This is a genomic window from Dyadobacter sp. CY356, from assembly GCF_021440195.1.
In the GTDB taxonomy this organism is placed as follows: Bacteria; Bacteroidota; Bacteroidia; order Cytophagales; family Spirosomataceae; genus Dyadobacter.
Genome location: NZ_JAJTSZ010000005.1, coordinates 172,995 through 198,581 on the forward strand (window position 1 = coordinate 172,995; position 25,587 = coordinate 198,581).

Below are 25,587 nucleotides of genomic sequence, written 5' to 3' on the forward strand. Positions count from 1 at the left end.
TCCTGTTTAAAACAGATCGCTTGACGCTGTAATGTGTTTTTGTTATTCATGAAAGAGTGAAGTAACTTCGTCTCTTCTAACAAAGAATATTTCTAAAAAACTATTCGTTTTCCACTTCGTAAAATGCTGACGATCAAGTCTGATGGCGTTATATGATTCCCAATATTGTACTTATGGATTTATATGGATTAATAGGTTTCCCTCTTACACATTCTTTTTCGAAGCGTTATTTTTCAGAAAAATTTGTACGTGAGGGGATTTTGAATTGCAGCTACGATCTGTATGAAATGCCAAAACTTGAAAATCTTTCTGCTTTACTGAAAAGACATCCTGAACTCAAAGGTCTAAACGTAACAATTCCTTACAAACAGGAAGTAATTCCATTTCTGGATGACCTGGATGATGCATCTGCCGAACGAATTGGGGCGGTAAATACAATTAAAATTTTCGCAGATGGAAGCACAAAAGGCTTTAATACAGACTATTACGGATTCAAACAATCTATATCAGAGTGGATGGACCGCCGTGGAGAGGCCTGCTGTAATTTTAAAGCACTGGTATTGGGAAATGGGGGTGCTGCACAAGCTGTTAAAACGGCCCTGGAAGATATGCAAACAGAATATGTAGTAGTATCCAGACAAAAAAGTGCAGACTCAATTACTTATGAAGAGTTGACACAGGAGATTATAGAAAGCCATATGCTGATAATTAATACTACACCACTTGGCACTTTCCCAAATACCGAGACCTGTCCGGAAATTCCATATCAGTTTATTTCCAAAGGCCATTTTCTATACGATTTAGTCTACAACCCTACTACAACGCTATTCATGAAAAACGGTGCCGCGCAAGGAGCCGCTGTTCATAACGGATTAAAAATGCTCGAAATGCAGGCGGAGAAAGCCTGGGATATATGGACTTCCGAAGAGGATATGTGGAGTGTTTGATATAGAAATAATGTTTAGAAGCATATCTATTTAATTAAATAACGCAGATGAGACGTAGTGACGCTCTTTCGGAATTCTCGTCAAATTCACATCAGATTAATAAGTTTTAGTATTTCAAAAGTTACCAGTGATATGACACCATCTACTGAAAATATTGCTAATGGATTTAAAATACGCTATGATGGCCAATATCACCAGATTGATGCTAATGTATTTATTAACAGCCTCTTACACATAACAACCATTATTCAGGAAATAAATAAAATTTCCCATTCGGATAAAAAAATTGAAATAAAAATAAAAGCTCTTGAACAGGGTAGTTTTCTGGTTTCCTTAGAGATTATCGAAACTATTATAGAAGCGTTAAAACATATTTTCACACCCGAATTCTTCACACTTGGAGCTATAATTACAACTCTAAAAGAATTTTTAGAACTAAAAAAGCTTTTAAAAGAAAATAAGGAGCACGCCACAGAATTTGATAATGAAAAGGTCAAAATAACCACGAATAATGGAAAGGTTATTATTATACAGAACCTTACTTACGAAGTCTATAAAAACAGCCCGCTTGCTAATGAAGCAGTTGCACAAAATTTCGAAACCTTACAAAATGACCCATCAATTGAAGCTTTTGAGATAACAGATAATAATGAAAATACACTAGTGAAAATCGAAAAAATTGATTTCCCACAAATGAGTGTGCTACATGAAGAAATTGATTCTGAAACAAAAACTATTTATGAGGTTGCGTTATTAAGCATCATAAAAATTTCTTTTGAACCCAATTTAAAGTGGGAATTTTATCATCGTGGAAATAAAATAGCTGCCAAAATAAAAGATACAACGTTTATGCAGCTAATTGATAATGGTCAGGCTTTTTCAAAAGGTGACAGGCTCGAAGTAGAATTAAAAGTTACGCAAAAATATGATCTGAGTGTAAATACTTATGTTACAAAGGAATACATAATTGAACGAATAATTAGGCATATCCCACGTTCGGAGCAGCAAAAAATAAATTTTACGGATAAATAGGTTAGTTATAATCCTTAAAAACTATTCAAATAATAACTCCACAAATCGTCCTCAACTTTTTCAGAACCTGTCAATACTCCCATCGGCAGTGGTGCTTTGATACCGCTGCCGATTGTTTTTAAACTCTGGCATCTCCTGATTTCATCCCACAATCCTGAATTCAAAAAGGAGGACAAAACTTTCGAACCACCTTCCACGAGTATGGATTGAATACCACGTTTATGCAGTTTGAATAGAATTTCTTCTATTTCATTTTCGCCTTGATCAATTTTCAAAAAAGAAGTGTGAAAATTTTGAGCATATCTTTCCGGAACACTTACCTGCTCTGATTCCCTGATGTAATTAACAACGATCGTTGGTTGTACGTTATCGAATAAATTTAACGAATCCGGAAGTTGCAGATTTCGATCCAAAACTATTCTTACCGGATTTCTTCCTTCCCAATGACGGACATTTAAATTCGGATTATCATTGATTGCAGTATTAAAGCCAACCAGAATCGCATCTTCTTCCGATCGCCATTTATGTACATGCATACCGGAAAATGCTCCGCTGATCTGCACCGGCTTTCCATCTTCTCCTGCCAAAAAACCATCCGCCGTTTCAGCCCATTTTAAAATAATATAAGGCCGCTTTTTTATAAAACTTGTAAAAAAACGTTTGTTTAATTTCCATCCTTCGGCAGCCAATACGTCACAAACCACTTCAATCCCTGCATCACGTAAAATTGAAATTCCTCTGCCAGATACCAAAGGATTAGGGTCTCCATTGCAGATAACAACCTTTTTAACATTTTTGCTGACCAGCAAATTTGCACAAGGAGGCGTTTTTCCAGTATGCGAACAAGGCTCCAGCGTGACATATGCCGTTGCTTCCGGAAACAGGTGATCATTCTTTCTTTTGATCACATCCTCAACAGCGCGCACTTCTGCATGCGGGCCCCCATATTGCCGGTGCCAGCCTTCTCCTATAATCTGGTCGTTATGTACGATCACACAACCCACCATAGGGTTTGGACTAACACTTCCGCGACCATATTCTGCAAGCAATAATGCCCGCTGCATCCACTTGATATCCTCATTCATTTGACAAAAATACAAACCTCGTTTCAAACTCAACTTTCGTGAGTTCTTATAATTTGCTAACTTTCCGACATCAGAATAAAAAATCAACTAAAAATGACTTCGGCTCGTCAGTTATATCAACATATTATTAGTGGAATTAATGTTTATCCGCCCAAAGAAACCCAGGCCATAGCGTTCATGCTTCTGGAACATTACATGCGGTTAAGAAATATCGATGTTCTTGTTGACCGCCCTGTTCCTGAAAATACAGCACAGCCTGATTGGGAAGGAATTATTGAACGTTTGAATAACAACGAACCCGTTCAGCATATTATAGGATCAACAGAATTTTGCGGACTTGAATTCCGTGTTTCATCCTCCGTTTTAATACCTCGCCCGGAAACAGAAGAACTCGTTCAAATGGTAACGCGTGATTATGCCGAACCGGATAAAGATGTTTCCATTCTGGATATCGGTACGGGAAGTGGGTGTATCGCCATTGTTCTTGCACGTTTTCTTCCGCATGTTACGGTTCATGCCTGGGATGTTTCGGATGAAGCTCTTTCTGTGGCGCGTGAAAATGCGAGACAACTCATTGCAGATGTACAGTTTGCAAAACAGGATATGCTGAATGTCACTTTCCCATTACCTGGAAATATTATAAAATTCGATTGCCTGGTAAGCAATCCGCCTTACGTAACTTATTCCGAAGCTGAAACCATGCGCCCGAATGTACTTCGTTTCGAACCGCATGAAGCACTTTTTGTTGAAGACAGCGACCCACAATTATTCTATAAAGCCATTGCTGATTTCGGAATTCATCATCTTAAAACCGGTGGAAAATGTTATGTCGAAATAAACGAACATTTTGGGGCAGGAACAAAGCAGGTTTTTGAAGAAAGAAATTACAAACAGGTAGAAATTCTTCGTGATATTCATGGGAAGGACAGATTTGTACGTGCTGTTTGGGATAAATAATGTGAATGGTATTATTTATCTATCTGAATTCGTGGCAGCGTTTAGGAAGGCAAAATTAAATCCCGAAGGGATGACATTATTATAGCCAGATATTCGGCTGCCGACCAAAAAACCCCGAAGGGGTGACATAGGATTATCAACCAATTGTCAATAATATAAATTCTTTGCTAAACCCCGGAAATCTGAGGTAAAATAATCACTAGATGTATTTAGAAAAAGTAAAAGAAGTACTTGACGAAATGAAGAAAGTAGTGGTTGGGCAGGACAGACTGCTCAACAGATTACTGATCGGACTTTTCACCGGCGGACATATTCTTCTAGAGGGCGTGCCCGGACTTGCCAAAACGCTGACGATCAACGTAATGGCAAAAGTGCTGCAACTGGATTTCCGCCGTATACAATTTACGCCCGATCTGTTACCTGCCGATTTAATTGGTACAATGATCTACAAGCCAAAAATCGGTGATTATGAAGTAAAAAAAGGGCCGATTTTCTCCAATATTATTCTTGCTGATGAAGTAAACCGTTCTCCTGCAAAAGTACAATCTGCACTTCTGGAAGCGATGCAGGAAAAACAGGTGACGATCGGTGATCAGACTTATCTGCTTGACAGGCCATTCGTGGTATTGGCAACACAAAATCCGGTTGAACAGGAAGGAACTTATCCGCTACCGGAAGCGCAGATTGACCGTTTTATGATGAAAGTCTATGTGGATTATCTCAATAAAACAGAAGAACTGGAAGTTATGCGCCGGATGTCGAATATCAACTTCGATTATCAGATCAAACCGATTCTGAACAAAGAAGATCTTTTTGCAATCCGTGAAAATGTGAATAATGTAAATATTTCCGAAACACTGGAACGGTACATTATCGAACTCGTTTTTGCTACACGCCGTCCTTTGGATTATGGTTTGCGTGACGAAGCGCGTTATATTCAGTTTGGTGTTTCTCCACGGGCAACTATTTATCTGAACAGAGCAGCAAAAGCACTGGCTTATCTGGAAGGACGCGATTATGTATTGCCTGAGGATATTAAAGAGCTCGCTCCCGATATCATGAATCACCGGATTTTATTGAACTATGAAGCAGAAGCCGACGGCGTAAAAACCACAACAATTATTGATTCAATATTAAGAAAAGTAGCCATCGGATAATTGTCAAGTTACGGAACAGGATCATGTCCGTGACCGCCCCAGGGATGGCACCTCGAAAATCTTTTCAATCCCATCGGAACACCTTTCAAAACACCATATTTAGTAATGGCCTGAATCATATATTGTGAACAGGTAGGCGTATAACGGCACGAATTTGGCAAATAAGGTGATAAAACGCCTTGATAAATTCGAACCAGTCCAATGAGTAGAAATTTCATTTTGCTTCGTTGTGTAAAGTATTATCTTTGACAATTAACATCATAAACGCATGATTTCCTATATAATTTGGGACGTTAATCCCGAAATCTTTACAATCCCCCAAATGCTGGGTTTCGGCCCGTTTCCTGTCCGCTGGTACGGCCTTCTGTTCGCTGCCGGTTTTTTAATCGGACAACAAATTATGATCCATATCTTCAAAAAAGAAGGAAAACCGCTGGAAGATATTGATGCACTGACTTTGTACATGGTTATTTCAACCGTGGTTGGTGCAAGAGTCGGTCATTTCCTTTTTTATGAGCCGGAAGTGCTTTTTAAAAAGCCTCTTGAAGTCATTTTACCGCCTTATGCCGGTTTGGCCAGTCACGGCGCTGTGATTGGTATTGTTACGGGTTTATATCTCTATTCCAGAAGCCGAAAAGCCACAGGACAAACATTTCTCTGGATATCCGACCGTATGGTTATTTTAGTGGCACTGGCAGGCTCATTCATCCGCTTCGGAAACCTGATGAACTCTGAAATAGTTGGACGCCCGACAGATGTGCCTTGGGGATTTATTTTTATGAAAAACACTGAATTCCTGCAAATTCCAAGGCATCCGGCTCAGTTATACGAATCCATTTCCTGCTTCATTCTCTTCTTCATTTTATTGGGTCTTTGGAATAAATTCAAAGAAAACACACCACGTGGACTTTTGCTTGGCGTCTTCTTCGTTTGGGTATTTACATTGAGATTTCTGTACGAATTTTTGAAAGAAAATCAGGAGGCTTTTGAAGCAAATTACGCACTGAATATGGGACAAATACTAAGTATTCCGGTGGTTATTCTTGGGTTGTACTTCATCATACAATCAAGAAAACACGCGATACAGAAAATCTAGGAATTTGTTGAAAAGGGTAGTTAACTGCATGATTGTCAAATAAATTTATTTTACTAAATTGCATTTATCCCGAAAACATTATAATCCTGCTCGTATGAAAAAGACATCTATATTATCCCTGGCTCTTGCATCAGTGTTTTTATTATCCGGTTGCGGAGGCAAAAAGGAAGCAGAAGAAGAAAAAGAAGAACCAGCCAATGCCGTTGAAGCCATGCAGCAATTTGCCGATAAAGCAAAAACAATGCAAAACAAGGAAGCGGTAGATCCGGTTGATTTTCGAAAACTGAAAGAATTACTTCCGGAAAAAGCAGAAGGACTAAACAGAACGGAAGCTACCGGTGAGAAAAACGGAGCGATGGGTTTCACAATTTCCCGGGCAGAAGCGAAATATAATGGTGAGGGCGATGCATCCGCACATGTGGAAATATTTGATACTGGCGGTGTAGCTGGCGTAGCAACTATGGCTCTGGCTGCATGGACAATGGCTGACATTGACAAGGAAACGGCCACTGGTTATGAAAAAACCACGAAGCTGGAAGGACATAAAGGTTATGAAAAATATGACAACCAAAATAAATCCGGAGAACTGAACGTACTGGTTGGTGACAGATTTGTTGTGAATGTCAGTGGAAATAATCTTTCCATAGAACAGCTAAAAAGTATTTTAGGCGCAATTGATCTTGATAAACTTTCGGATTTGAAATAATTTACTTTCAGTAATTACAAAAAAAGGAGCCTTTCGGCTCCTTTTTAGGGTTTAGGGATCTTGTGTAGAGTTATCGGGGTAAAATGAGTAAGTTAATTTTTACAGTCTGCGAACTAAACAATTCTCAATTGCTACACAGTAGCAAAATCCACTTTCTCTCTCAATATCTGTTTAGCTTTGACAAGCTGATTCTTTACAGTATTTTTTGAAATTCTAAGAAATTCGGCAATTTCCTGATAAGATTTTCCTTCTTCAATATTCAATCGAAGGATTTGCTTTCTTTTCAAAGACAGGGAATCCACCGCAGCCTGCACCATATAAATCCGTCGTTCCTTTTCCTCCTTTTCATCATCCACAGAAGCCTTCATTACTTCCATATATTGCTTACGCAAAAATTCACTTTTCTCAATTTTCTTGAAATGGTCGAACGCCATATTCCTGAGACAAGTAAATAAATAGGAATTAAAATTCAGGTCTGGTTTGATCTGCTCCCTTTTCAGCCAAATTTTCACAAAAACATCTTGCAGCATATTTTCTGCTTCCTCCTCATCTTTCAGAAGTGAGATCGAAAACCGCAAAGCGGGCGTTTTGTAGTAATTATAAAGTTCAGCAAAAGCGGCTTCATCGCCTTGCGTTACTTTGAACAGAATTTTTTCGTCAGGATGGGCCACGTTCGTAAAAGTTTATGTCAAGGAAAACCGGGTCTGAATTAAAAGAAATTGGTCAATTTAAAGCTCTTTATTTAGTCAATTTTATTCTTAAATTAATATTATTTTGAAATTCTGAAATCTTATCTAAGAAATTGAACTCAATTAATAAGCTTAAAACCTTTTATCAGGAAATAAAATATGCTAAAACACTATATAAACAATTGTATGTTTTGCAATTATAATCGTCTCTAATGTTTTATATTGATGAAGCTGCCAGAATTATGATTATAAATTTACGGGGAGATTTCATAATTGATATCGCAACTTGCGTAAATATATCTTCATTTTGCGCAAATCAGATTTATTTAATAATTCCGTAATAATAATTTCTCAAAAAGGCCACAAATGCTCATAATCAGGCTCTTTTTAGTCTGAAAAAATATTTTGAAACCAGCTTTTTTATTGAAGGAGGATAGATAAAATACTATATCAGCGGTATTGCCGATACGAAAGGAAATGTTCTGCGATAGTCCAACTTATTACGTGCAGAGTATATATTCACAATCCGAATGTTACTAAAATATATTCAAAAAATTAAATTCCTGAACATAACAATCTGGCTGACCAATGGATCAAAATAGAATCGAATATATTCTGGAAAAAATTTCTACTGTTAATATTGCGGTATATGGCGACTTCTGCCTTGATTCCTATTGGATCATCGATGACCAAGGTTCTGAAATTTCCGTGGAAACTGGATTAAAAACACAAGCGGTTTCCCGTCATTATTATACGCCGGGTGGTGCGGGAAATGTGGTAGCAAATCTTTCAGCATTGAATCCTGCGAAAATCAAAGTTATCGGCGCCATTGGAAATGACATTTTTGGAAGAGAATTAACTGCGCAGTTACAATCTCTGGGTGCGGATACAACTTCTCTTTTTTTACAGCAGGATAATTTTAATACTTATAGTTATTTAAAACGGCTTATCGACGGTCAGGAAGAGCCAAGAATTGATTTCGGAATTTTTAATCAACGGAGTACTGAGACGGATGAAAAAATTCTGGAAGCAATAGAAAACGCATTGGTTGAATCTGATGCCGTTATTTTCAACCAGCAGGTTACTGGAAGCATCAATAATGAATCATTTATTGTGCGTGCTAATGAGTTGTTTCAAAAATATAATGACAAAATCATTATGCTTGATTCCCGTCATTTTAATCACCGCTTCATGAACACTTTATTAAAAGCGAACGACCGGGAAATAGCCTCCCTTTCGGGCATTCAAATTAGTCCCGAAGAAATAATTCCTGCTGACGATCTAAAAAAATATGGTAAGGCAGTTTTTGACAAAACAAATAAACCCGTTTTTGTAACGTCCGGGGAACGTGGTATTCTGGCATTTGATCACAATGGAATTTATAAAATCCATGGATTGCAATTAAAAGGCAAACTGGATACGGTTGGCGCGGGAGATACCACCATCAGTGCACTTACATTATGTCTGGCAGCAGGAATTCCTGCAAATGAAGCAGCTGAGTTCGCAAATTTTGCGGCCGCAGTTACAGTTCAGAAGCTATATACAACCGGAACTGCAAGCGGAGAAGAAATTATCAAAATAAGCCATGAGCCTGATTACATATTCAACGCTGATCTCGCTGAAAATGAACGGCAGGCAGTATATGTTCCGGAAACAGAGTTTGAAATTTGCGACCCTGATGTGATGGAACGTCTTGGACATATCCGTTATGCCGTTTTTGATCATGACGGAACAATCAGTTCTATGCGCCAGGGTTGGGAGGAAATCATGGAACCGGTCATGATGAAATCAATATTGGGCCGCCGGTACGACACCATTGACTCCGGAACGTTTCATAAAGTACAGGAAAAGGTTAAAGATTTCATTCACAAAACAACCGGTATCCAGACTATCTTTCAAATGGAAGGACTGGTAAATCTGGTCCGGGAGTTCGGTTATGTACCTGATGATGAAATTCTGGATAAGTTTCAATATAAAGAAATCTATAATGAGGGCCTGATGGAAATGGTGAACAAGCGCATGCAAAAGCTTGAAGCCGGAGAGTTAAGCCAAAGCGATTTTATTATGAAAGGTGCGGTAGATTTTCTTTATGAATTGAAAGAACGTGGTGTTACCATGTATCTGGCAAGTGGAACGGATGCCGAAGATGTACGGCATGAAGCAGAAATACTGGGTTATGCACACTTGTTTGACGGTGGAATTTACGGTGCGTTAAAAGATTACACAAAGTTTTCCAAAAAGATGATTATTGAAAAAATCATCCGTGACAATAATTTGAGCGGAAATGAACTGGCTGTTTTTGGCGACGGACCTGACGAAATCCGTGAAGGGCGCCGCGCAGGCGGCGTTGCAGTTGGCATAACCAGCAACGAATTGCAGCGTTTTGGACACAATCCTGCAAAACGTCCACGCCTTGTACGCGCAGGAGCTCAGTTGCTGATCCCTGATTTTTCTCAACATAAAAAACTGATCTCACTGCTCTTTCAGGAAAATGTTGACTACGCTTCCTGAAAATGTTAAACGCAGGGTTCTGGGAGTTTATCGCGGAGTTTTAAGAGTTTTTATTAGTCTCTTACTACATAAATTAAGTATACATTAAGACCGATCCTCAGCAAAAACTGCCGGTGATAAAAATATCAATAATTTACGTACTCCTTTACCGTATGTCTAAACCCTTTTATTTATCCCTTCTCTTCCTTTTTGCTGCTTTAATTTTCAATTCTTGTAGTAATACAATAACTAAGCAACCCGTTTACGAAGACAAACCTTTTGTTCAGGATTTTAGTATTAAATATTATGCTGATACGACAAAACTAAATTTATTGTCTGCTTTTTCGGATAGAAATGGTGTCATCCAGATTCTTGCAAAAGAAGGATTACAACATCCTTACGACGGACAATTCCTATATCATGGCTCGATAGAAGCAGATAATTCTTATCGCTTCATGAAATCAAAGAAAATTTCTGCAATAGGGAATTATGATAAACAGCTGGTTTATCTGAGTGATTCTGTCGTTTTCAGCAATGCCTGGGCGGGGACTTTGTTTTCAAAACATACATTACCCGCTGCAAAGCTTTTTGCAGATGGAAAGGATTTCACTTTTCTGGTTTCGGATGGAAAATCGCTGCAACTGATCAAAGATTCAAAAAATCTGTATAGTGGTACTTTGCCGGATGACGAAATTATTTCGATTCGTTACCAGCAAAATACGGGTGATTTCTGGATTCTTGGAAAGAAAACTTTGTATGTTTTGTCTTCTGACAATACATTAACAAAAGCCTTCGACGGTCTCGACTTCACTTCATTTGATATTGTAAAAACAGGTCAAAAAATTATCATTGGTACCACAGAAGGCTATATTGACTTTGATCCTGCGGCTAAAAAACAAATTGGAGCCATTAATAAAAAACTGCCTGTTACGAATATCACTTTTGTCAAGGAAATAAACGAAAAAATCTGGTTTGGATCCAATCAGGGGGCATTTGCGCTTCGTGCTGATAACAAATTCGATTATTATTATGGTGAACGCTGGCTGCCGGGGAATAAAGTAATCCATATTTCAGAAGGACCCAAAAACTCTGTTTTGGTTTTGACAACAGCTGGTTTGGGACAAATTGCATTTAAAGAAATGACGCTTCACGATAAAGCTATTTATTTTGAAGAGCAGGTTCGTTTAAGGCATATCCGGAACGGATTTAACGCTTCGCTGGACGGTATGGAGAAAGGAAATCTGTCAACCGGATATATGTCAGATTCTGACAATGACGGTCTTTGGACAACCATGTATCTGGGCGGAGAAATTTTCCGTTATGCGGCAACGAAAGATTCTTTCGCATTGCAAAATTGCCGCGAATCGCTGGATGCTATTGAAAGACTTTATACAGTCAATCCGGTTCCCGGTTTCCCCGCCAGATCTTTTGAACGCAGCGGACATATCGAAAACCTTTCTGATTCTGAGCGTTGGCAACCATCTCCTGAAAAAGAATGGAGCTGGAAATCAACCACCAGCAGTGATGAAATTATCGGCCACGTTTTTGCCTTCGGCGCAATAGCAGAATTGATTGACGACGAGCCAATGAAGAAAAAAGCCATTATGCTGCTTGATACGGTAATGTCACATATTGTAAAAAACGATATGTATCTGATCGATTTCGACGGCAAACCGACCATGTGGGGAAAATGGAATCCGAAGTATGTTAACGCATTTCCAACCAATGTTGGTGACAGGAAATTAAATTCTTCCAATATTGTTTCGATGCTGCAAACCGCCTATTATTTTACCAAAAAGGAAAAATACAAAGCCAAAGCGTTCGAGCTGATGAATCAATATGGTTATTACGAAAACATGATGCGCCCAATGAGTGAAATAGGGAAAGCACCTGCCAATGCCGACGAACATGCAAAACACATGTCGGATGGCTGGAATCACTCGGATGATGAAATGTATTTTATCGGATACTGGGGATTGTATCGCTATCCATTTAATGATACTTTAAAAACCGCTTACAAAAAACAGATCCTGGATCACTGGCAGGTTGAGCGACCGGAAAAAGATGGTGCCTGGAATATATTTACAGCTTTGACCGGTACAGAGGAATTTGATTTAAAAGAAGCAATCTGGTATTTGCAGGAATATCCGATGGATCTGATCAATTGGTCAATTAAAAACAGCCATAGAAAGGATATAGAGCTAATGGAGCCTAATTTCCGTAAACAAACAACAAAGGAAGTTTTGCCTCCTGATGAAAAACCGGTTAAACGTCATAACAGCAATACCTTTGACCTTGATCGCGACGGCGTCGGCGGAACCTCTGAAGAAAGCGCGGGTGATATCTGGCTTTTGCCATACTGGATGGGAAGATATCTGGGCATAATCAGCGCACCGGCTAAATAACCAAGTTTTATGAGCACCATTTTTTCAACCGCATTTTTTACACTATTATTTTTATCTACAATACTATTTTTATCAATGTTATCCCCGCAACCTGAAAAAGATACTGAAGAAAAACAGATTACTCATGATCTGACTTACAATCATGATCTGGACAATAATGATAATTTTTCTCCCGACGGTGAATGGCTGGTATATGATACGCGCACGGATGATGGCGGAATTGCTGAATCTGCACGGATCGAAAAAGTAAATGTAAAAACTGGTGAAATTAAAGTGCTTTTCAAAGTTGAAAATAATGAAATCTGGGGACCCGGTGCAGGAGCAGTAAGTTATAGTCCAAAGGAAAATTCAGTTGTCTTTATTCATGGTTTGGCAAAAAGTACCAAAGAAAATCCATATCAGCAGTGGCGGCGTACCGGAGTGATCGTTGAAGATTCCAAACCCAACGTACCAATCTATATGGACGCACGCGATCTGACATTTCCCTATACTCCAGGTGCTTTACGGGGCGGTACACATCGTCACGAATGGAGCGGAGATGGCCAATGGATTGGGTTTACCTACAACGACGCTATTTTGAAAGCGCTTGAAGATTCCATAGGCAAAAAAAGAAATCTCAGAACGATTGGCGTTTCAAAAAGAAAAAAGGCTGTTCATGTTGACAAAAATACGGAGAATGTCTCCGGCGAATGGTACAGTGCATTGGTAGTCCGTGTAGTGCCTGAACCCAAACGGGGCAGTGATGAAATCAGTCACGCTGCTGGTGACAGCTGGATCGGAACAAACGGATATCTTCGTCCGGATGGAAAAAGACAGATTGCAAGAGCATTTTTGGGAACTGTTGTTGACAAAAATGGGAAAGACGTACCGGAAGTATTTGTGGTTGATATTCCTGATGACATAACCAAACCGGGAGAATTTGGGCCGTTGGAAGGAACTGAAACTGATTTCCCTATGCCTCCCAAAGGTACATTGCAAAAAAGGCTGACTTTCACGGCTGATTCAAAATATCCTGGCTGTTCCGGTATTGTACGCTCTTCGCCGGATGGAAACTCTCTTGCTTATTTTGCAAAAGATATAAAAGGTGTATTACAAATATTTTTGATGTCTCCCAAGGGTGGAAAACCTCAACAATTAACTGAACATGAATCCGATGTTTCCGGTAATTTACGCTGGCATCCGGACGGTCAACATGTAAGTTATGTCTGGAACGGAAGTATTATGTTGTGCCAAACCGAAAGTGCTCCTTTTCAGGATCGCTGTCAAACTTTAACGACCTCATCAAATCCAGCTCCGACAAATATTGTCTGGGCGCATGATGGAAAAATGTTTGCTTTTAACAGAGCGGTAAAAGCTAAAAATGGGAATGATGCAACTTTACAAGTTTTTGTAAAATCGTTTGAACAAAAGTGATAATAAATCAAACTGCCTTTTCAAAAGAAACTTTCCTATAAACTGAGTTGAGCGGTAATTCTATGTTGAAATATATAAGTTTAATTACCTCATCCATTTTTTCATAAAATTCAACATACCACCTTTCTCCTTCACGAATATAAATTTCGACGAAGCAATTATTTTGTTCAACAATAATATAATATTGTAATGACGATATGGATCTGTATTCGTTAAGTTTTATGATTCTATCTATCTTTTCTGTGCTTTCTGAAATTACCTCAACGATCAACAATGGCTCGGTTGCGTACTTGATTTTATTCCCCTCTTCTTTGAAAATGAAGAAGTCGGGAATGCGAAAAATTGCTTCTTCCTTCACTTGCGATTTAACTGCATTTTGAACAAAAAAATATGGTTGGTCTTGCAGCAAACCACGTAAATGAAAATGAATATTTCCAGCGATCTGATTCGCTGTAACCGATTCTCCTGACATCTCTGTAATTTCTCCGTTTACGAATTCGAAACGTCCTTCGTGCGTTTCGCAAAACTCAAAGTATTCTTCCAGGCTGTGAAGTTTTTCGGCTAATGCTTCCATAAAGATTTCATTTTTATCAAATCTACATTTTAAATTCGAAATTGTAAATCATTATTCCCCATAGTTATATTTTAATCGAATGATTCATAATGGTTTGTAAGAGAATTATATAGTATCAATTTCAAAAGCAATTTATATTAAATTTGATACAGAGCCTGAAGAAATTAACCAAAATAAAAAGACTATGGGAATTGAAGAGTTTTTGCTCGATCGGGCTGAAAAGAAGGGAATTCAAAAAAATAAAATTACTGTTGTCAAATCTCTTTTAAAAGAAACAGAGTTCTCTAATGCAAAAATTGCATCATTGGTTGACGTTTCTGAGGAGATGGTACAAAAGATAAAAATGGAGTTGCAAAGTAATTATCAATAAGATTTACCTGTTTTCAATGAAGATCCTCTGACGATAAGTTTTGACTGCAAGACAATTTTACTGGCAACATCAATTTTCTGAATCCTTTTTAAGTGATTGACTAAACTCCTGATTGCTATCTCCCCCATTTGTTTTCCCGGATAATAAACCGTTGTTAAATTAGGTACAATTACTTCTGAAATGGGATCATTATTAAATCCCACAACGGCAATATCATCTGGAATAATATATCCTTTTTCCTTTAAAGACTGCATACAGCTTACGGCACATATATCATTGGAAATAAATATTCCATCCGGCTTCACCTCCATCTCATCGATTTTCTGAGCCACCAGCTTACCAGCTTCCTGGCTTAAATCAGTTATCATGACGAAATCGTCCTGAAAAAGCAAACCGTTCTGACTAAGGGAATTCTGATAACCTTTCAATCTTTCTGAATAAACATTTCTTTTCAAATTTCCGGTAACATGCATAATTTTTGTGCATCCCTGGTTTATCAGATGAGAAGTCGCCTCGAAACCTGCAAATTCATTATCAATCACAACATTGCTGCATTTTGGATGATCAATAATCCGGTCGAAAAAAAGAATTGGAATGCCTCTATTTATGAAAGTCTCAAAATGTTCAAAACTGTCAGTATCATAGGCAACCGAAACCAATAATCCATCTACCCGACTATTAAACATAGTCTTCGCATTAGCAATCTCTTTTTTTTCAGATTCCAACGACTGGCTTATCAAAAGATTATAACCTGATTCATTTGCTTCCTCTTCCATCCCAGCCAATACAGCAGACATGAAATGGCTGTTCAAACGTGGAACAATTACGCCTAACGTATGGGTGCTACGTCGGCGCAGATTACTCGCAAAAGTATTGGACCGATACCCAAGCTCATGTGCCTTTTCACTAATCAAAAGTTTCGTTTTGATGTTGATGGCCGGGTGATTATTCAGTGCCCTGCTAACCGTAGCCGGAGAAATTTCTAGTATTCTGGCAATATCGTAAATGGTAATTTCCCTGTCCATATCTGATCATAACACCTTATAAAATGGAAAGATAGCAAGAAAACACGATCTATAATTAATTTATGCAATCGGTTGCAATGCAAATTAATATTCGGATATTTATACCTTTGGAATTATTAAAAAATCAATTTTTGCTTTTTATGATACACACCATGCGCTGGTTTGGTCCCAATGACCCTGTTTCTCTAATGGATATTCGTCAGGCCGGATGCAGCGGCGTGGTGAGTGCGCTTCACCAGATTCCGGTTGGCGACGTCTGGACTTTATCAGAAATAGAAAATCGCAGGAAATTAATTGAGGCTAAAAATGATCAATATTCAACGCTAGCATGGTTGGTTGTTGAAAGCCTTCCTGTGCATGAGGATATAAAAAAAGGCTTACCCTCGCGTGAATTTTATATTGAAAATTATAAACAATCCTTAAAAAATCTTTCTGCTTCCGGGATTAAAACGGTCTGTTACAATTTTATGCCGGTGCTTGACTGGTCGCGTACGGCACTCGATTATGAAATGCCGGAAGGTTCAAAAACACTTCGGTTTGTTTGGGTGGATTTTGCCATTTTCGATTTGTTCATTTTAAAAAGGCCTGGCGCAGAACTGGATTATGAGCCGGAAACCAGAATAGCAGCAGAAAGCAAATTTCAGGGTATGTCTTCCTATCAGCTTTCTGTATTGACCAATACAGTTCTGCTTGGTCTGCCAGGTTCAGAAGAAGCATTTAACCTCGCCGTTTTTCAAAGTTTACTGGATGAATATGCCCATATCACGGACAGCCAGTTAAGACAAAATCTCTATTATTTTATTGCTCAGATAACACCATTAGCGCAGGAGCTTGGTGTAAATCTTTGTATTCACCCGGATGACCCGCCGAGATCACTCCTTGGACTTCCACGTGTTGTCAGCACAGAATCTGATTTTGAGCAACTAATGCATGCTTGTGATGTCAGAGCTAATGGTATCACCTTTTGTACCGGTTCTCTGGGTGTGAGAGAAGATAATGATCTACCAGGAATGATCAGGCGTTTTGGCGACCGGATACATTTTGTTCACCTGCGAACCACCAAACGCGAAGAAGGCACAAGAAATTTTCACGAAGCTCCTCACCTGAATGGGGACGTGGATATGTATGATGTAGTAAAAGCATTATTGAAAGAAGAAAAGAGGAGAAAAGAGGCTGGTTATGCCGATTCTGCTTTACCTATGCGGCCCGATCACGGTTTTCAAATGCTTGATGATCTGCATAAAAAAACGTATCCGGGTTATTCAGCCATTGGCCGTCTGAAAGCACTGGCCGAATTACGTGGATTGGAAATGGGAATCTCTGGATCGCTGAACATTTAAATCCGTAACAAATAATTCAAGATGGTCCCGTTGATATTCACAAACGAATTCAACCTTCGAAAGACCAGGTTTTTCATCCAATATCCTTCAAATAATGCCTGAATCAATTAAAGAAGAAATCTTGAAGCCATCCGTTTTTTCACTGGAAAGCAGGTTAGCCCTGATTACCGGTGGCGGCAGCGGAATTGGATTTTACATCGCGCAATGTATGGTGCAAGCCGGAGCAAAAGTTGTTTTGACTGGTCGCCGGGAATCTGTTTTACAGGAAGCAATTGAAAAGTTAGGGTCAAAAGCTACTTACTTCGTCAATGACATTACACAACTGGATACCATTCCCGCGCTTGTTGAAGCAATTGAGAATAAATGCGGACCGATTGATATTCTTGTAAATAATGCAGGTATCAATATGAAGAAATTTGCTGTGGAAGTGACAGACGCCGATTTTGACAAGGTCATACAAACGAACTTACATGCTGTTTTCTCCATGACACGTGAATGCGGAAAACGAATGATCGAACGAAAATCCGGCTCCATTATCATGATCACATCCATGGCGGCTATTTATGGAATAGACCGGGTTGTAGCATATACAGCTTCCAAATCAGCTGTTGCAGGTATGGTAAAAGCTTTAACGACTGAATTTTCACCATATAACGTAAGGATCAATGCCGTTGCACCAGGATTTATAGAAACACCCATGATGCTAACCGCGATGAACGGAGACCCTTCGCGAAGGAATAAAGCCATGGACCGTACACCCATGGGAACCTGGGGAAAACCTGACGATGTGGGCTGGGCAGTAGTATTCCTGGCATCAAATGCATCAAAATTTATAACCGGTGTATCACTTCCCGTGGATGGCGGAAATTCAATCGGATTCTGAAAAATATTCCCTGACTTTTATAAATCAATGATTTAACAATGAAAAGAACAGTTTTTGCGAGTTTTACATTTCTGCTTCTGGCACTTTCTCTTGTATTTTTGAGCATACCGGCACATGCTCAAAAAATCAAATGGAACAAAGTTAAAATACTGGTTTATACCAAAAATGGAAAAGGTTATGTTCATGACAACATTGCTAATTCTGTTGAAGCGATTCAGGCTCTTGGAAAACAGTATGGCTTTACCGTTGACGCAAGTGATGACCCTTCCAAATTCACTGACGAAAACCTGAAACAATATGACGCCCTGATTTTTTCAAACACCAATAATGACGTTTTTGATACTGATGCACAGCGTGTTGCTTTGATGCGCTACATTCAGGCTGGTGGAAATTTCGTTGGATTACATTCAGCCTGTGGTACAGAAAGGAGCTGGACATGGTTTAAAAATATGCTGGGCGGAACATTTTTCTGGCATGAACCGGGACAAAGTTTTTCGGTAAAAATGCTTGACTCAAAAAATCCGTCACTGGCACATTTACCAAAAAAGTGGGATAGAGAAAAAGATGAGTTTTATTTTTTGAAAGAAATGAGCGTAAACCTGAACGTTCTGGCGGTCAACGATCACACTACGATTCAGAAACCTGCGGGAAAAGCGCTTGATACTTTTGGAACCATATTCCCATCGGTCTGGTGGCATGAATACGATGGCGGACGTGCATTTTACACTTCCATAGGACATGAAAAAGATGACTATTTAAAAGACGATTTACGAAAGCATATTCTTGGAGGAATTGAATGGGCGATTGGACCACAAAAACCGCGGAATTACAGCAAAGCCTACGCAAAAACCCCATCCGACGAAGTCAAAACCAACTAGGCCTGAAAGGCCGACATACCTTAACATAGGGCATCGCCCTATGGGGCTTACCATCTCCATCACCCAACAATCCTGAATCCAATGAATAGCTCGGAAGAAAAAAATCAAAGCAGAAGATCATTTCTAAAAACTGCCGGAACAGGTACCGCAGGTATCATTGCCGCGTCCATGTTCCCAACCATTGTTCCCGCCAGTGTTTTTGGAAAAAATGCGCCAAGTAATAAAATTAATATCGGACAGATCGGATTTGGCCGGATTGGCTCCTCTCACGATTTACCGGAAATTATAAAAAATGAAGCTGCGCATGTGATCGCCGTAGCGGATCTGGACAAAAACCGTTTGGCACAGGGTAAAATCTGGATTGAAAAGAAATATGCTGAACGTACCGGAAAAGAGAAATATGTGGAAGTAAAAACATACGACGATTACCATGAGATTTTAGCAAGGAAAGATATTGATGCCGTAATCATTAGTACGCCGGATCACTGGCATGCACAGCCAGCCATGGAAGCGGCGGTAGCCGGAAAACATATCTACATGCAAAAGCCAACTTCCCTTACTATCCGTGAAGGAAGGCAAATGGCTGATATGGTAATTAAGAAAAAAGTCATTTTCCAGCTAGGCAGTCAGCAACGGTCAATGAATCCCTGGCCGCAATTTAAGAGAACTTGCGAACTGGTCAGAAATGGCAGGATTGGTAAATTGAAAAAAGTATATGTCGGACTTCCTGGTGATCCTGCCGGAGGAAACCCTGATAAAATGCCCGTTCCTTCTAATTTAAATTATGATATGTGGCTGGGTTCCACGCCTGACATTTATTATACAAAAGACCGAGTACATTCTCAGACTGATATGCTGAATGAGCGTCCGGGGTGGTTACGTTTGGAACAGTTTGGAGCGGGAATGATCACAGGCTGGGGTTCTCACCATATCGATATTGCGCATTGGGGAATGGATACCGAATTAACAGGACCAATTGAGATTGAAGGAAAAGCAACGTTTCCTGCACCAGGATCAGGATTGTGGGATGTCCACGGCGATTTTTTAGTCAATTCGAAATATGCCAATGGCGTTGAAATGGAAATTGGCGGAACAAATCCGAATGGTGTAAAATTTGAAGGAACAGAAGGCTGGATATTTGTCTCTCGCGGAAATGTCGGCGTAACTGCTTCTGATCCTGGCGCCGCAGTTGCTGCAAAAGAAAATAAAGCATTTTACGCAAGTGATCCAAAAATTCTTGGATCAGTGATCGGACAAAATGAAATTCATTTATACGAAAGTCCGGAACAACACCAGAACTGGATTGAAAGTATCCAAAGTGGGAAACAAACGATAAGTCATGCGGAAATAGCCCAACGCTCGTGTACCGCTTGTCTACTCGCGCATACTGCGATGAAGCTTGGCAGAAAACTGAAATGGGATCCTAAAAAAGAAGATTATATAGGTGATAAAGAAGCAAGTGCCACTTTGTCAAGACCTCAACGCGGACCTTATGGAACGACCAAAGTGAAAGGTTAAGACGATTTCAACAAAAAAAATCCCTCCAAAATTGAAGTTTGGAGGGATTTTTTTGTTTGTATCCAATCTTTTTTCACTGATTGATTTATGATAAATTATTTGACTTAAATTGGATAAAAACTAACCTCACTCCGAAAACTCAGCTTCATGAAACATTTGCTTCCCTTAATATTTTTCTGCACCTGCCTGTTTTCTTGTTCTTCTAAAACAGAGTATGATACAATCATTCGTAACGGTACGATCTATGATGGAAACGGTGAAAAACCTTTCATGGCTGATATTGCCATTAATGCCGATACCATCGCCTTTATTGGTGACCTGAAAAATGAAAAGGCTAAAAATGAAATTGATGCAAAAGGACAAGCTATTGCGCCTGGTTTTATAAACATGCTGAGCTGGGCAACGGAATCGTTGATTCAGGATGGCCGCAGCCAAAGTGATATTCGTCAGGGTGTAACTCTGGAAGTGATGGGAGAAGGTACCAGCATGGGTCCATTAAACCCGAAGATGAAATCTGATCTGCAAAAAGGACAGGGTGATGTCAAGTATAAAATCGATTGGAATACGCTTGGAGAATATTTGAATTTTCTCGAAAAGAAAGGTATAAGTTGTAATGTTGCTTCATTTATCGGAGCCGGCACAGTCAGGACTTATGTTGTGGGCGAAGATAACCGCAAAGCCACGCATGCCGAATTAGATAGCATGCAATTATTGGTAAAAAAAGCCATGGAAGAAGGTGCCATGGGTGTGGGATCTTCATTAATTTATCCGCCCGATTTTTTCGCTGACACACAAGAACTGATCGCGCTGTGCAAAGAAGCGTCGAAACATGGCGGTATGTACATTTCGCATATGCGCAGCGAGGGGAATAAGCTGGATGAAGCTGTTGAAGAATTGATTACCATTTCAAAAGAAGCCAATATTCCTGCCGAAATTTATCACCTTAAAGCAGCTGGAAAAGACAACTGGAAGAAAATGGATGGTGTGATTAAACGTATTGAAAAAGCACGAGCAGAAGGTTTGCACATAACTGCTGATATGTACACATATCTTGCCGGTGCCACGGGACTTACTTCCTCCTTTCCACCTTCTTTGCAGGATGGCAGTTTTGGCAAATTATGGCTCCGGTTGCAGGATCCGGCGATCAGAGCTAAAATGGCGATAGCTATGAAAACGAATCCTTCTGACTGGGAAAATCTTTATTACGGTGCCGGATCTGCTAAAAAAGTTCTATTGCTCGGGTTTAAACAAGATTCTTTGAAAAAATATACAGGAAAAACTTTGGCAGAAGTTGCCAAAATCAAAGGCAAATCGCCCGAAGAAACTGCCATGGATCTTATTGTGCAGGATAGCACCAGAATTGGCGCTGCGTATTTTTTAATGAATGAAGAAAATGTAAAAAAACAGGTAGCGCTGCCCTGGGTGAGTTTTGGATCTGACGAAGGAAGTTTTTCGCCGGAAGGGGTTTTTCTAAAATCCCAGCCTCATCCACGGGCCTATGGAAATTTCATTCGTGTGATCGGGCATTATTCAAGGGATGAAAAGCTGTTACCCTTGGAGAAAGCGATTTACAAACTGGCCAAACTACCTGCAACAAACTTAAAACTCAAAAAACGTGGTGAACTTAAAGTTGGATATTACGCCGATGTGGTAATTTTCGATCCAAAAAAAGTTAACGACCTGGCTACTTATGACAAACCTCAACAATTTGCCACCGGTATATCTGATGTTTTTGTAAACGGCGTAGCTGTTTTGAAAAACGGGGAACATACAGGCGCTACTCCCGGAAGATTCGTAAAAGGCCCCGGCTACAAACCCGAAAATAAACAGCCCTGAAAGGGCGTTATATTTTAGAATAGGGCAACGCCCTATTATTTTGGGCAATGTACGTTTTAGATCCGTTTTTATTCATATCAATCATCGCATATTCCGCGCGGGTGGCCAATTCCCACGGGCATTACCCGTGAATGTACCACGGGCATTACCATAAATTCCAAACGGCGTTATTCGTGATTCCCCCACGGGCGTTACCCGTGGCTAAAATATAACGCCCTTTCAGGGCTAAGTTTCAATAATTACCTTTGTATTCTCTTGGGGTGTGGCCGATGTAACGTTTGAAGTTCCGGTTAAAGTTTGATAGTGAATCGAAACCGCTGTCGTATGCGATTTGCGCGATTGTCCATTGGTCTTCCAGGAGCAATTTACAGGCATGACCGACCCTGATTTCATTGACAAAATCAATAAAAGTTTTGTTAGAACGGGCTTTGAAATACCGACAGAATGCGGCTTCGCTCATACCAGCCAATGAAGCAACATCGCCCAGCCTGATTTCCTGGGCAAAATGCTGAAGCACATAATTATGCACTTTTTGCATTCTTTCTGTTTCCGAAACTTTGTAAGTATTTACATAACCGTAACTGGCTATCGGCGTGCCGCCTTCCCGATGTGCCAGCTTGTTCAACAAAGTCAGTAGTTTCAATATTCCCTGAAAACCTTCTGTATTTCTTAAGTCCAAAAGTTCCTGACGGATATGATCGCGTAGTTCACCTTTGTAAGCGATACCCCGTTTTGATTCGATTAGAAGCTGCTTTAACGCAAGCATTTCTGATTTTTCAAAAAATTCTTTGCCTAAAAAATCTTCCTGGAAATAAAGCACGATACCGTGTGTCGACAAATCATGATTTCCACCAAAATAAGCCGGATCGCTTCTCCATAAATGTGGAATATCCGGTCCAAGAAAAACGGTATCGCCCGGTTCAAAAGTATGAATAGAATCTCCGATCAAACGTTTTCCGGTTCCTTCCAAAACCGTGAAAAGCTGGTAATGCGGATGAAAATGCCAGTTTGGATCAAAATGCGGCTCTTTTAATTCATGCACCGTCACCAGGCGAACCTGACTTTCAATGTTTTTATGTATCGGAGCTTTCATAATTACGACTTATCTGAATTTTGCCAAAATTAGCAAACATATTTAAACAAAAGTCAAAATACAGCTAGTACTAATCAAATGACGAAAAGTATTTAGTATTTTGTTGTTGTAAAATTGTATTAAAAAAAATACTCCGCATGAAATATAGCATGAATCTTCTCCTCTGGGGAAATCAAATTGACGACTCACTTTTCCCTACCCTTGAACTGATAAAAGAAATTGGCTTTGACGGGGTTGAAGTACCCATATTCAATACTAATCCTGAACACTGGTTTAAATTCCGCAAAAAGCTCGATGACTTGGGTTTAGCTTGTGAAACCGATACGATTTGTGGTCCTGACAATCATTTGATCAGCGCGGATCCATCGATGCGCAAATCCACTTTGGAACATTTAAAACGCGTAATTGACTGTTCATTGGTTTTGGGCGCAACCAAATTAATGGGCCCCTATCATTCTGCGTTAGGCGTTTTTACAGGCCAACCTGCCACTTCCGAAGAATGGAAATGGGGCGTTGACAGCATCCGCGAACTGGCAGATTATGCCGGAGAACTTGATATCACTTTGGGTCTGGAATATCTTAACCGCTTCGAATTATATTTGACCAGCTGCGGGGACGAATTGATCCGATTTGTTGATGAAGTAAATCATCCGAATTGCAAGATCATGTTTGATACTTTTCATGCCAATATTGAAGAAAAAAATATTGGTGATACCATGCGCAAAATGGGTGACCGGATTTCTTTCATCCAGCTTTCCGAAAATGACAGATCTACGCCTGGTAAAGGAAATGTAGACTGGGAAGGAATTTTTGGCGCCATTCGTGATCTTAAATATGATGGCTGGATCAGTATTGAAGCTTTTAGTCCGAAATTACCTGTTGCTAATATCTGGCGGAAAATGTTTGATTCGGAAGAACAATTGATGCGTGATGGTTTTTCATTTATCAAATCAAATATTGAAAATCCACAAATTCCAAAATTGATCTCGCTTTAAAATTGACAGTTTTAATACCTGTCGGACGGTAAAAAAAAGCCATCCGACAGGCTTTCCGTCCGATGGTTTTTTCCAGCCGTCGGACGGATTCAAAAAACTTCTTAATGCCCAAAAAGCTGTTACTCTACTTCATCACAAACTATTCTTCCCAAAAATGCATTAATAAAATACATTTTAAGAAGAATAACATATGAAAAAGATCTTAGCAAAATATAAAGCCGGATATACGGATATGGGTGGTTTGGATACATATCGCGTCATGCCTTCACAGGAAATTGCAATTGATGCCCTCGAACCCTTTCTTTTCCTAAATCACCACGGACCGCAAATTTACCCGGCTAATAACCGCGGTTTACCTTTTGGTCCTCACCCACACAAAGGCTTCGAAACAGTGACCTTTATTGTCGACGGCGATATTGTCCATACCGACAGCACAGGTTATAACAGCAAAATTGAAGCAGGCGGAATCCAGTGGATGACGGCTGGAAAGGGAATTATTCATTCCGAAAATTCATCAAAAGAGTTTCTGAAAAACGGAGGAAATGTTGAGATTTTGCAGCTGTGGGTGAATCTGCCGGCAAAATTTAAAAATGTTGATCCGGCATATACCGGTCTTCAAAAAGATGAAATTCTACATTTAATTTTAGATCAGGGAAAAGTTATAATCGACGCTATTTCCGGCCTTTGGGAAGGAGAAAGAGGCGCAATACAATCATTAGCGGATATTCATCTTGCGACAATTTCTTTTGAAAAAGATGGAAAATATTCTATTCCAATCCCCGAAGGAAGAACGGTTTTGTTTTATTTGATCAATGGCCGGTTGATTGTAAATGGCGAAAAAATTGATAAACTCGACCTGGTTGAATTTGATGATACGGAAGGAGTAATCCAAATGGAAGCTACTGAAAGAAGCCTGTTATTAATCGGTCATGCAATGCCCAATAATGAACCGGTTGTAGCGCAGGGACCTTTTGTGATGAATACCAGATTGGAAATTCAGGAGGCTTATGCTGATTATCAGGAAGGAAAATTTGGAAAGTGGAATCACTAAAAATAAAAAACCGGCTTTGAAAAAATTTCAGAGCCGGTTTTGTTATA

23 protein-coding genes are annotated in these 25,587 nt (G+C 39.6%); 17 read left to right on the plus strand and 6 right to left on the minus strand.

Annotation, left to right across the window (positions count from 1 at the left end):
- Positions 1-173 precede the first annotated feature (173 nt).
- Both LXL81_RS17435 and LXL81_RS17440 read left to right on the plus strand, forming a co-directional pair.
- Complete coding sequence (locus LXL81_RS17435) at positions 174-947, plus strand: shikimate dehydrogenase (protein WP_234648349.1); 774 nt, start codon at positions 174-176, stop codon at positions 945-947.
- 132 nt (positions 948-1,079) lie between these two features.
- Positions 1,080-1,979: a hypothetical protein gene (locus tag LXL81_RS17440; protein WP_234648056.1), complete on the plus strand. Its 900-nt coding sequence runs from the start codon at positions 1,080-1,082 to the stop codon at positions 1,977-1,979.
- 14 nt (positions 1,980-1,993) lie between these two features.
- On the opposite strand, the gene ribD is transcribed toward LXL81_RS17440, so the two are convergent.
- A complete protein-coding gene (gene ribD, locus LXL81_RS17445; RefSeq protein ID WP_234648057.1) occupies positions 1,994-3,064 on the minus strand; it encodes a bifunctional diaminohydroxyphosphoribosylaminopyrimidine deaminase/5-amino-6-(5-phosphoribosylamino)uracil reductase RibD in 1,071 nt (356 codons plus the stop codon).
- A gap of 93 nt (positions 3,065-3,157) precedes the next feature.
- Between ribD and prmC the strand changes: the two genes are divergently transcribed.
- A complete protein-coding gene (prmC, locus tag LXL81_RS17450; protein ID WP_234648058.1) occupies positions 3,158-4,021 on the plus strand; it encodes a peptide chain release factor N(5)-glutamine methyltransferase in 864 nt (287 codons plus the stop codon).
- A 203-nt stretch (positions 4,022-4,224) separates the two neighbouring features.
- On the plus strand, positions 4,225-5,178 hold the full coding sequence (locus LXL81_RS17455; protein ID WP_234648059.1) for a MoxR family ATPase: 954 nt from the start codon (positions 4,225-4,227) through the stop codon (positions 5,176-5,178).
- Positions 5,179-5,186: 8 nt separating this feature from the next.
- On the opposite strand, the gene yidD is transcribed toward LXL81_RS17455, so the two are convergent.
- Entirely contained in the window at positions 5,187-5,396 is a 210-nt protein-coding gene (yidD, locus tag LXL81_RS17460; protein WP_137342320.1) for a membrane protein insertion efficiency factor YidD, read from the minus strand.
- A 50-nt stretch (positions 5,397-5,446) separates the two neighbouring features.
- Between yidD and lgt the strand changes: the two genes are divergently transcribed.
- Positions 5,447-6,274: a prolipoprotein diacylglyceryl transferase gene (gene lgt, locus LXL81_RS17465; protein ID WP_234648060.1), complete on the plus strand. Its 828-nt coding sequence runs from the start codon at positions 5,447-5,449 to the stop codon at positions 6,272-6,274.
- A gap of 94 nt (positions 6,275-6,368) precedes the next feature.
- Positions 6,369-6,980 (plus strand): hypothetical protein, encoded by a 612-nt coding sequence (locus tag LXL81_RS17470; protein WP_234648061.1) that lies wholly within the window; start codon positions 6,369-6,371, stop codon positions 6,978-6,980.
- Positions 6,981-7,111: 131 nt separating this feature from the next.
- On the opposite strand, the gene LXL81_RS17475 is transcribed toward LXL81_RS17470, so the two are convergent.
- Positions 7,112-7,651, minus strand: a complete 540-nt coding sequence (locus LXL81_RS17475) for an RNA polymerase sigma factor (RefSeq protein ID WP_234648062.1) — start codon at positions 7,649-7,651, stop codon at positions 7,112-7,114.
- A 606-nt stretch (positions 7,652-8,257) separates the two neighbouring features.
- On the opposite strand from LXL81_RS17475, the gene LXL81_RS17480 reads away from it, so the two are divergent.
- The 3 genes from LXL81_RS17480 to LXL81_RS17490 all read left to right on the plus strand — a co-directional run bounded on the left by LXL81_RS17480 (position 8,258) and on the right by LXL81_RS17490 (position 13,977).
- Positions 8,258-10,180 (plus strand): PfkB family carbohydrate kinase, encoded by a 1,923-nt coding sequence (locus LXL81_RS17480; protein ID WP_234648063.1) that lies wholly within the window; start codon positions 8,258-8,260, stop codon positions 10,178-10,180.
- A 152-nt stretch (positions 10,181-10,332) separates the two neighbouring features.
- Positions 10,333-12,564, plus strand: coding sequence for a hypothetical protein (locus LXL81_RS17485; RefSeq protein ID WP_234648064.1), 2,232 nt, complete (start codon positions 10,333-10,335; stop codon positions 12,562-12,564).
- Positions 12,565-12,573: 9 nt separating this feature from the next.
- Positions 12,574-13,977 carry a DUF3748 domain-containing protein gene (locus LXL81_RS17490; RefSeq protein WP_234648065.1) on the plus strand — a complete coding sequence of 468 codons (1,404 nt, stop codon included), beginning with the start codon at positions 12,574-12,576 and terminating at the stop codon, positions 13,975-13,977.
- A 7-nt stretch (positions 13,978-13,984) separates the two neighbouring features.
- On the opposite strand, the gene LXL81_RS17495 is transcribed toward LXL81_RS17490, so the two are convergent.
- On the minus strand, positions 13,985-14,551 hold the full coding sequence (locus LXL81_RS17495; protein ID WP_234648066.1) for a Uma2 family endonuclease: 567 nt from the start codon (positions 14,549-14,551) through the stop codon (positions 13,985-13,987).
- Between the two features lie 184 nt (positions 14,552-14,735).
- On the opposite strand from LXL81_RS17495, the gene LXL81_RS17500 reads away from it, so the two are divergent.
- The gene (locus tag LXL81_RS17500; protein ID WP_234648067.1) at positions 14,736-14,921 is read left to right on the plus strand and encodes a hypothetical protein; all 186 of its coding nucleotides are present in this window, start codon (positions 14,736-14,738) and stop codon (positions 14,919-14,921) included.
- Here LXL81_RS17500 and LXL81_RS17505 read toward each other — a convergent pair.
- Entirely contained in the window at positions 14,915-15,946 is a 1,032-nt protein-coding gene (locus tag LXL81_RS17505; RefSeq protein ID WP_234648068.1) for a LacI family DNA-binding transcriptional regulator, read from the minus strand. The genes LXL81_RS17500 and LXL81_RS17505 overlap by 7 nt on opposite strands.
- Positions 15,947-16,086: 140 nt before the next feature.
- Here LXL81_RS17505 and uxuA point away from each other — a divergent pair, with 140 nt between their 5' ends.
- The 5 genes from uxuA (at position 16,087) to LXL81_RS17530 (ending at position 22,401) form a co-directional block, all read left to right on the plus strand.
- The gene (gene uxuA / locus LXL81_RS17510; RefSeq protein ID WP_234648069.1) at positions 16,087-17,286 is read left to right on the plus strand and encodes a mannonate dehydratase; all 1,200 of its coding nucleotides are present in this window, start codon (positions 16,087-16,089) and stop codon (positions 17,284-17,286) included.
- 94 nt (positions 17,287-17,380) lie between these two features.
- The gene (locus tag LXL81_RS17515; RefSeq protein ID WP_234648070.1) at positions 17,381-18,169 is read left to right on the plus strand and encodes an SDR family NAD(P)-dependent oxidoreductase; all 789 of its coding nucleotides are present in this window, start codon (positions 17,381-17,383) and stop codon (positions 18,167-18,169) included.
- A 38-nt stretch (positions 18,170-18,207) separates the two neighbouring features.
- Positions 18,208-19,047 carry a ThuA domain-containing protein gene (locus LXL81_RS17520; protein ID WP_234648071.1) on the plus strand — a complete coding sequence of 280 codons (840 nt, stop codon included), beginning with the start codon at positions 18,208-18,210 and terminating at the stop codon, positions 19,045-19,047.
- A gap of 81 nt (positions 19,048-19,128) precedes the next feature.
- Positions 19,129-20,565 (plus strand): Gfo/Idh/MocA family protein, encoded by a 1,437-nt coding sequence (locus tag LXL81_RS17525; protein ID WP_234648072.1) that lies wholly within the window; start codon positions 19,129-19,131, stop codon positions 20,563-20,565.
- 147 nt (positions 20,566-20,712) lie between these two features.
- Entirely contained in the window at positions 20,713-22,401 is a 1,689-nt protein-coding gene (locus LXL81_RS17530; protein ID WP_234648073.1) for an amidohydrolase family protein, read from the plus strand.
- A gap of 232 nt (positions 22,402-22,633) precedes the next feature.
- Here the strand turns inward: LXL81_RS17530 and LXL81_RS17535 are convergent, their stop codons facing one another.
- Positions 22,634-23,494, minus strand: a complete 861-nt coding sequence (locus LXL81_RS17535; RefSeq protein ID WP_234648074.1) for an AraC family transcriptional regulator — start codon at positions 23,492-23,494, stop codon at positions 22,634-22,636.
- A 137-nt stretch (positions 23,495-23,631) separates the two neighbouring features.
- Here LXL81_RS17535 and LXL81_RS17540 point away from each other — a divergent pair, with 137 nt between their 5' ends.
- Together LXL81_RS17540 and LXL81_RS17545 are read left to right on the plus strand one after the other, a co-directional pair.
- Positions 23,632-24,489 carry a sugar phosphate isomerase/epimerase gene (locus LXL81_RS17540; protein WP_234648075.1) on the plus strand — a complete coding sequence of 286 codons (858 nt, stop codon included), beginning with the start codon at positions 23,632-23,634 and terminating at the stop codon, positions 24,487-24,489.
- 190 nt (positions 24,490-24,679) lie between these two features.
- Positions 24,680-25,540 (plus strand): pirin family protein, encoded by an 861-nt coding sequence (locus LXL81_RS17545; protein ID WP_234648076.1) that lies wholly within the window; start codon positions 24,680-24,682, stop codon positions 25,538-25,540.
- The last annotated feature ends 47 nt before the right edge of the window (positions 25,541-25,587 follow it).

Bases quoted from the DNA above. Each gene is read 5' to 3' on its own strand.
- LXL81_RS17435 (WP_234648349.1), top strand. From the start codon at position 174: ATGGATTTATATGGATTAATAGGTTTCCCTCTTACACATTCTTTTTCG.
- LXL81_RS17440 (WP_234648056.1), top strand. From the start codon at position 1,080: ATGACACCATCTACTGAAAATATTGCTAATGGATTTAAAATACGCTAT.
- ribD (WP_234648057.1), bottom strand. From the start codon at position 3,064: ATGAATGAGGATATCAAGTGGATGCAGCGGGCATTATTGCTTGCAGAA.
- prmC (WP_234648058.1), top strand. From the start codon at position 3,158: ATGACTTCGGCTCGTCAGTTATATCAACATATTATTAGTGGAATTAAT.
- LXL81_RS17455 (WP_234648059.1), top strand. From the start codon at position 4,225: ATGTATTTAGAAAAAGTAAAAGAAGTACTTGACGAAATGAAGAAAGTA.
- yidD (WP_137342320.1), bottom strand. From the start codon at position 5,396: ATGAAATTTCTACTCATTGGACTGGTTCGAATTTATCAAGGCGTTTTA.
- lgt (WP_234648060.1), top strand. From the start codon at position 5,447: ATGATTTCCTATATAATTTGGGACGTTAATCCCGAAATCTTTACAATC.
- LXL81_RS17470 (WP_234648061.1), top strand. From the start codon at position 6,369: ATGAAAAAGACATCTATATTATCCCTGGCTCTTGCATCAGTGTTTTTA.
- LXL81_RS17480 (WP_234648063.1), top strand. From the start codon at position 8,258: ATGGATCAAAATAGAATCGAATATATTCTGGAAAAAATTTCTACTGTT.
- LXL81_RS17485 (WP_234648064.1), top strand. From the start codon at position 10,333: ATGTCTAAACCCTTTTATTTATCCCTTCTCTTCCTTTTTGCTGCTTTA.
- LXL81_RS17490 (WP_234648065.1), top strand. From the start codon at position 12,574: ATGAGCACCATTTTTTCAACCGCATTTTTTACACTATTATTTTTATCT.
- LXL81_RS17495 (WP_234648066.1), bottom strand. From the start codon at position 14,551: ATGGAAGCATTAGCCGAAAAACTTCACAGCCTGGAAGAATACTTTGAG.
- LXL81_RS17500 (WP_234648067.1), top strand. From the start codon at position 14,736: ATGGGAATTGAAGAGTTTTTGCTCGATCGGGCTGAAAAGAAGGGAATT.
- LXL81_RS17505 (WP_234648068.1), bottom strand. From the start codon at position 15,946: ATGGACAGGGAAATTACCATTTACGATATTGCCAGAATACTAGAAATT.
- uxuA (WP_234648069.1), top strand. From the start codon at position 16,087: ATGATACACACCATGCGCTGGTTTGGTCCCAATGACCCTGTTTCTCTA.
- LXL81_RS17515 (WP_234648070.1), top strand. From the start codon at position 17,381: ATGCCTGAATCAATTAAAGAAGAAATCTTGAAGCCATCCGTTTTTTCA.
- LXL81_RS17520 (WP_234648071.1), top strand. From the start codon at position 18,208: ATGAAAAGAACAGTTTTTGCGAGTTTTACATTTCTGCTTCTGGCACTT.
- LXL81_RS17525 (WP_234648072.1), top strand. From the start codon at position 19,129: ATGAATAGCTCGGAAGAAAAAAATCAAAGCAGAAGATCATTTCTAAAA.
- LXL81_RS17530 (WP_234648073.1), top strand. From the start codon at position 20,713: ATGAAACATTTGCTTCCCTTAATATTTTTCTGCACCTGCCTGTTTTCT.
- LXL81_RS17535 (WP_234648074.1), bottom strand. From the start codon at position 23,494: ATGAAAGCTCCGATACATAAAAACATTGAAAGTCAGGTTCGCCTGGTG.
- LXL81_RS17540 (WP_234648075.1), top strand. From the start codon at position 23,632: ATGAAATATAGCATGAATCTTCTCCTCTGGGGAAATCAAATTGACGAC.
- LXL81_RS17545 (WP_234648076.1), top strand. From the start codon at position 24,680: ATGAAAAAGATCTTAGCAAAATATAAAGCCGGATATACGGATATGGGT.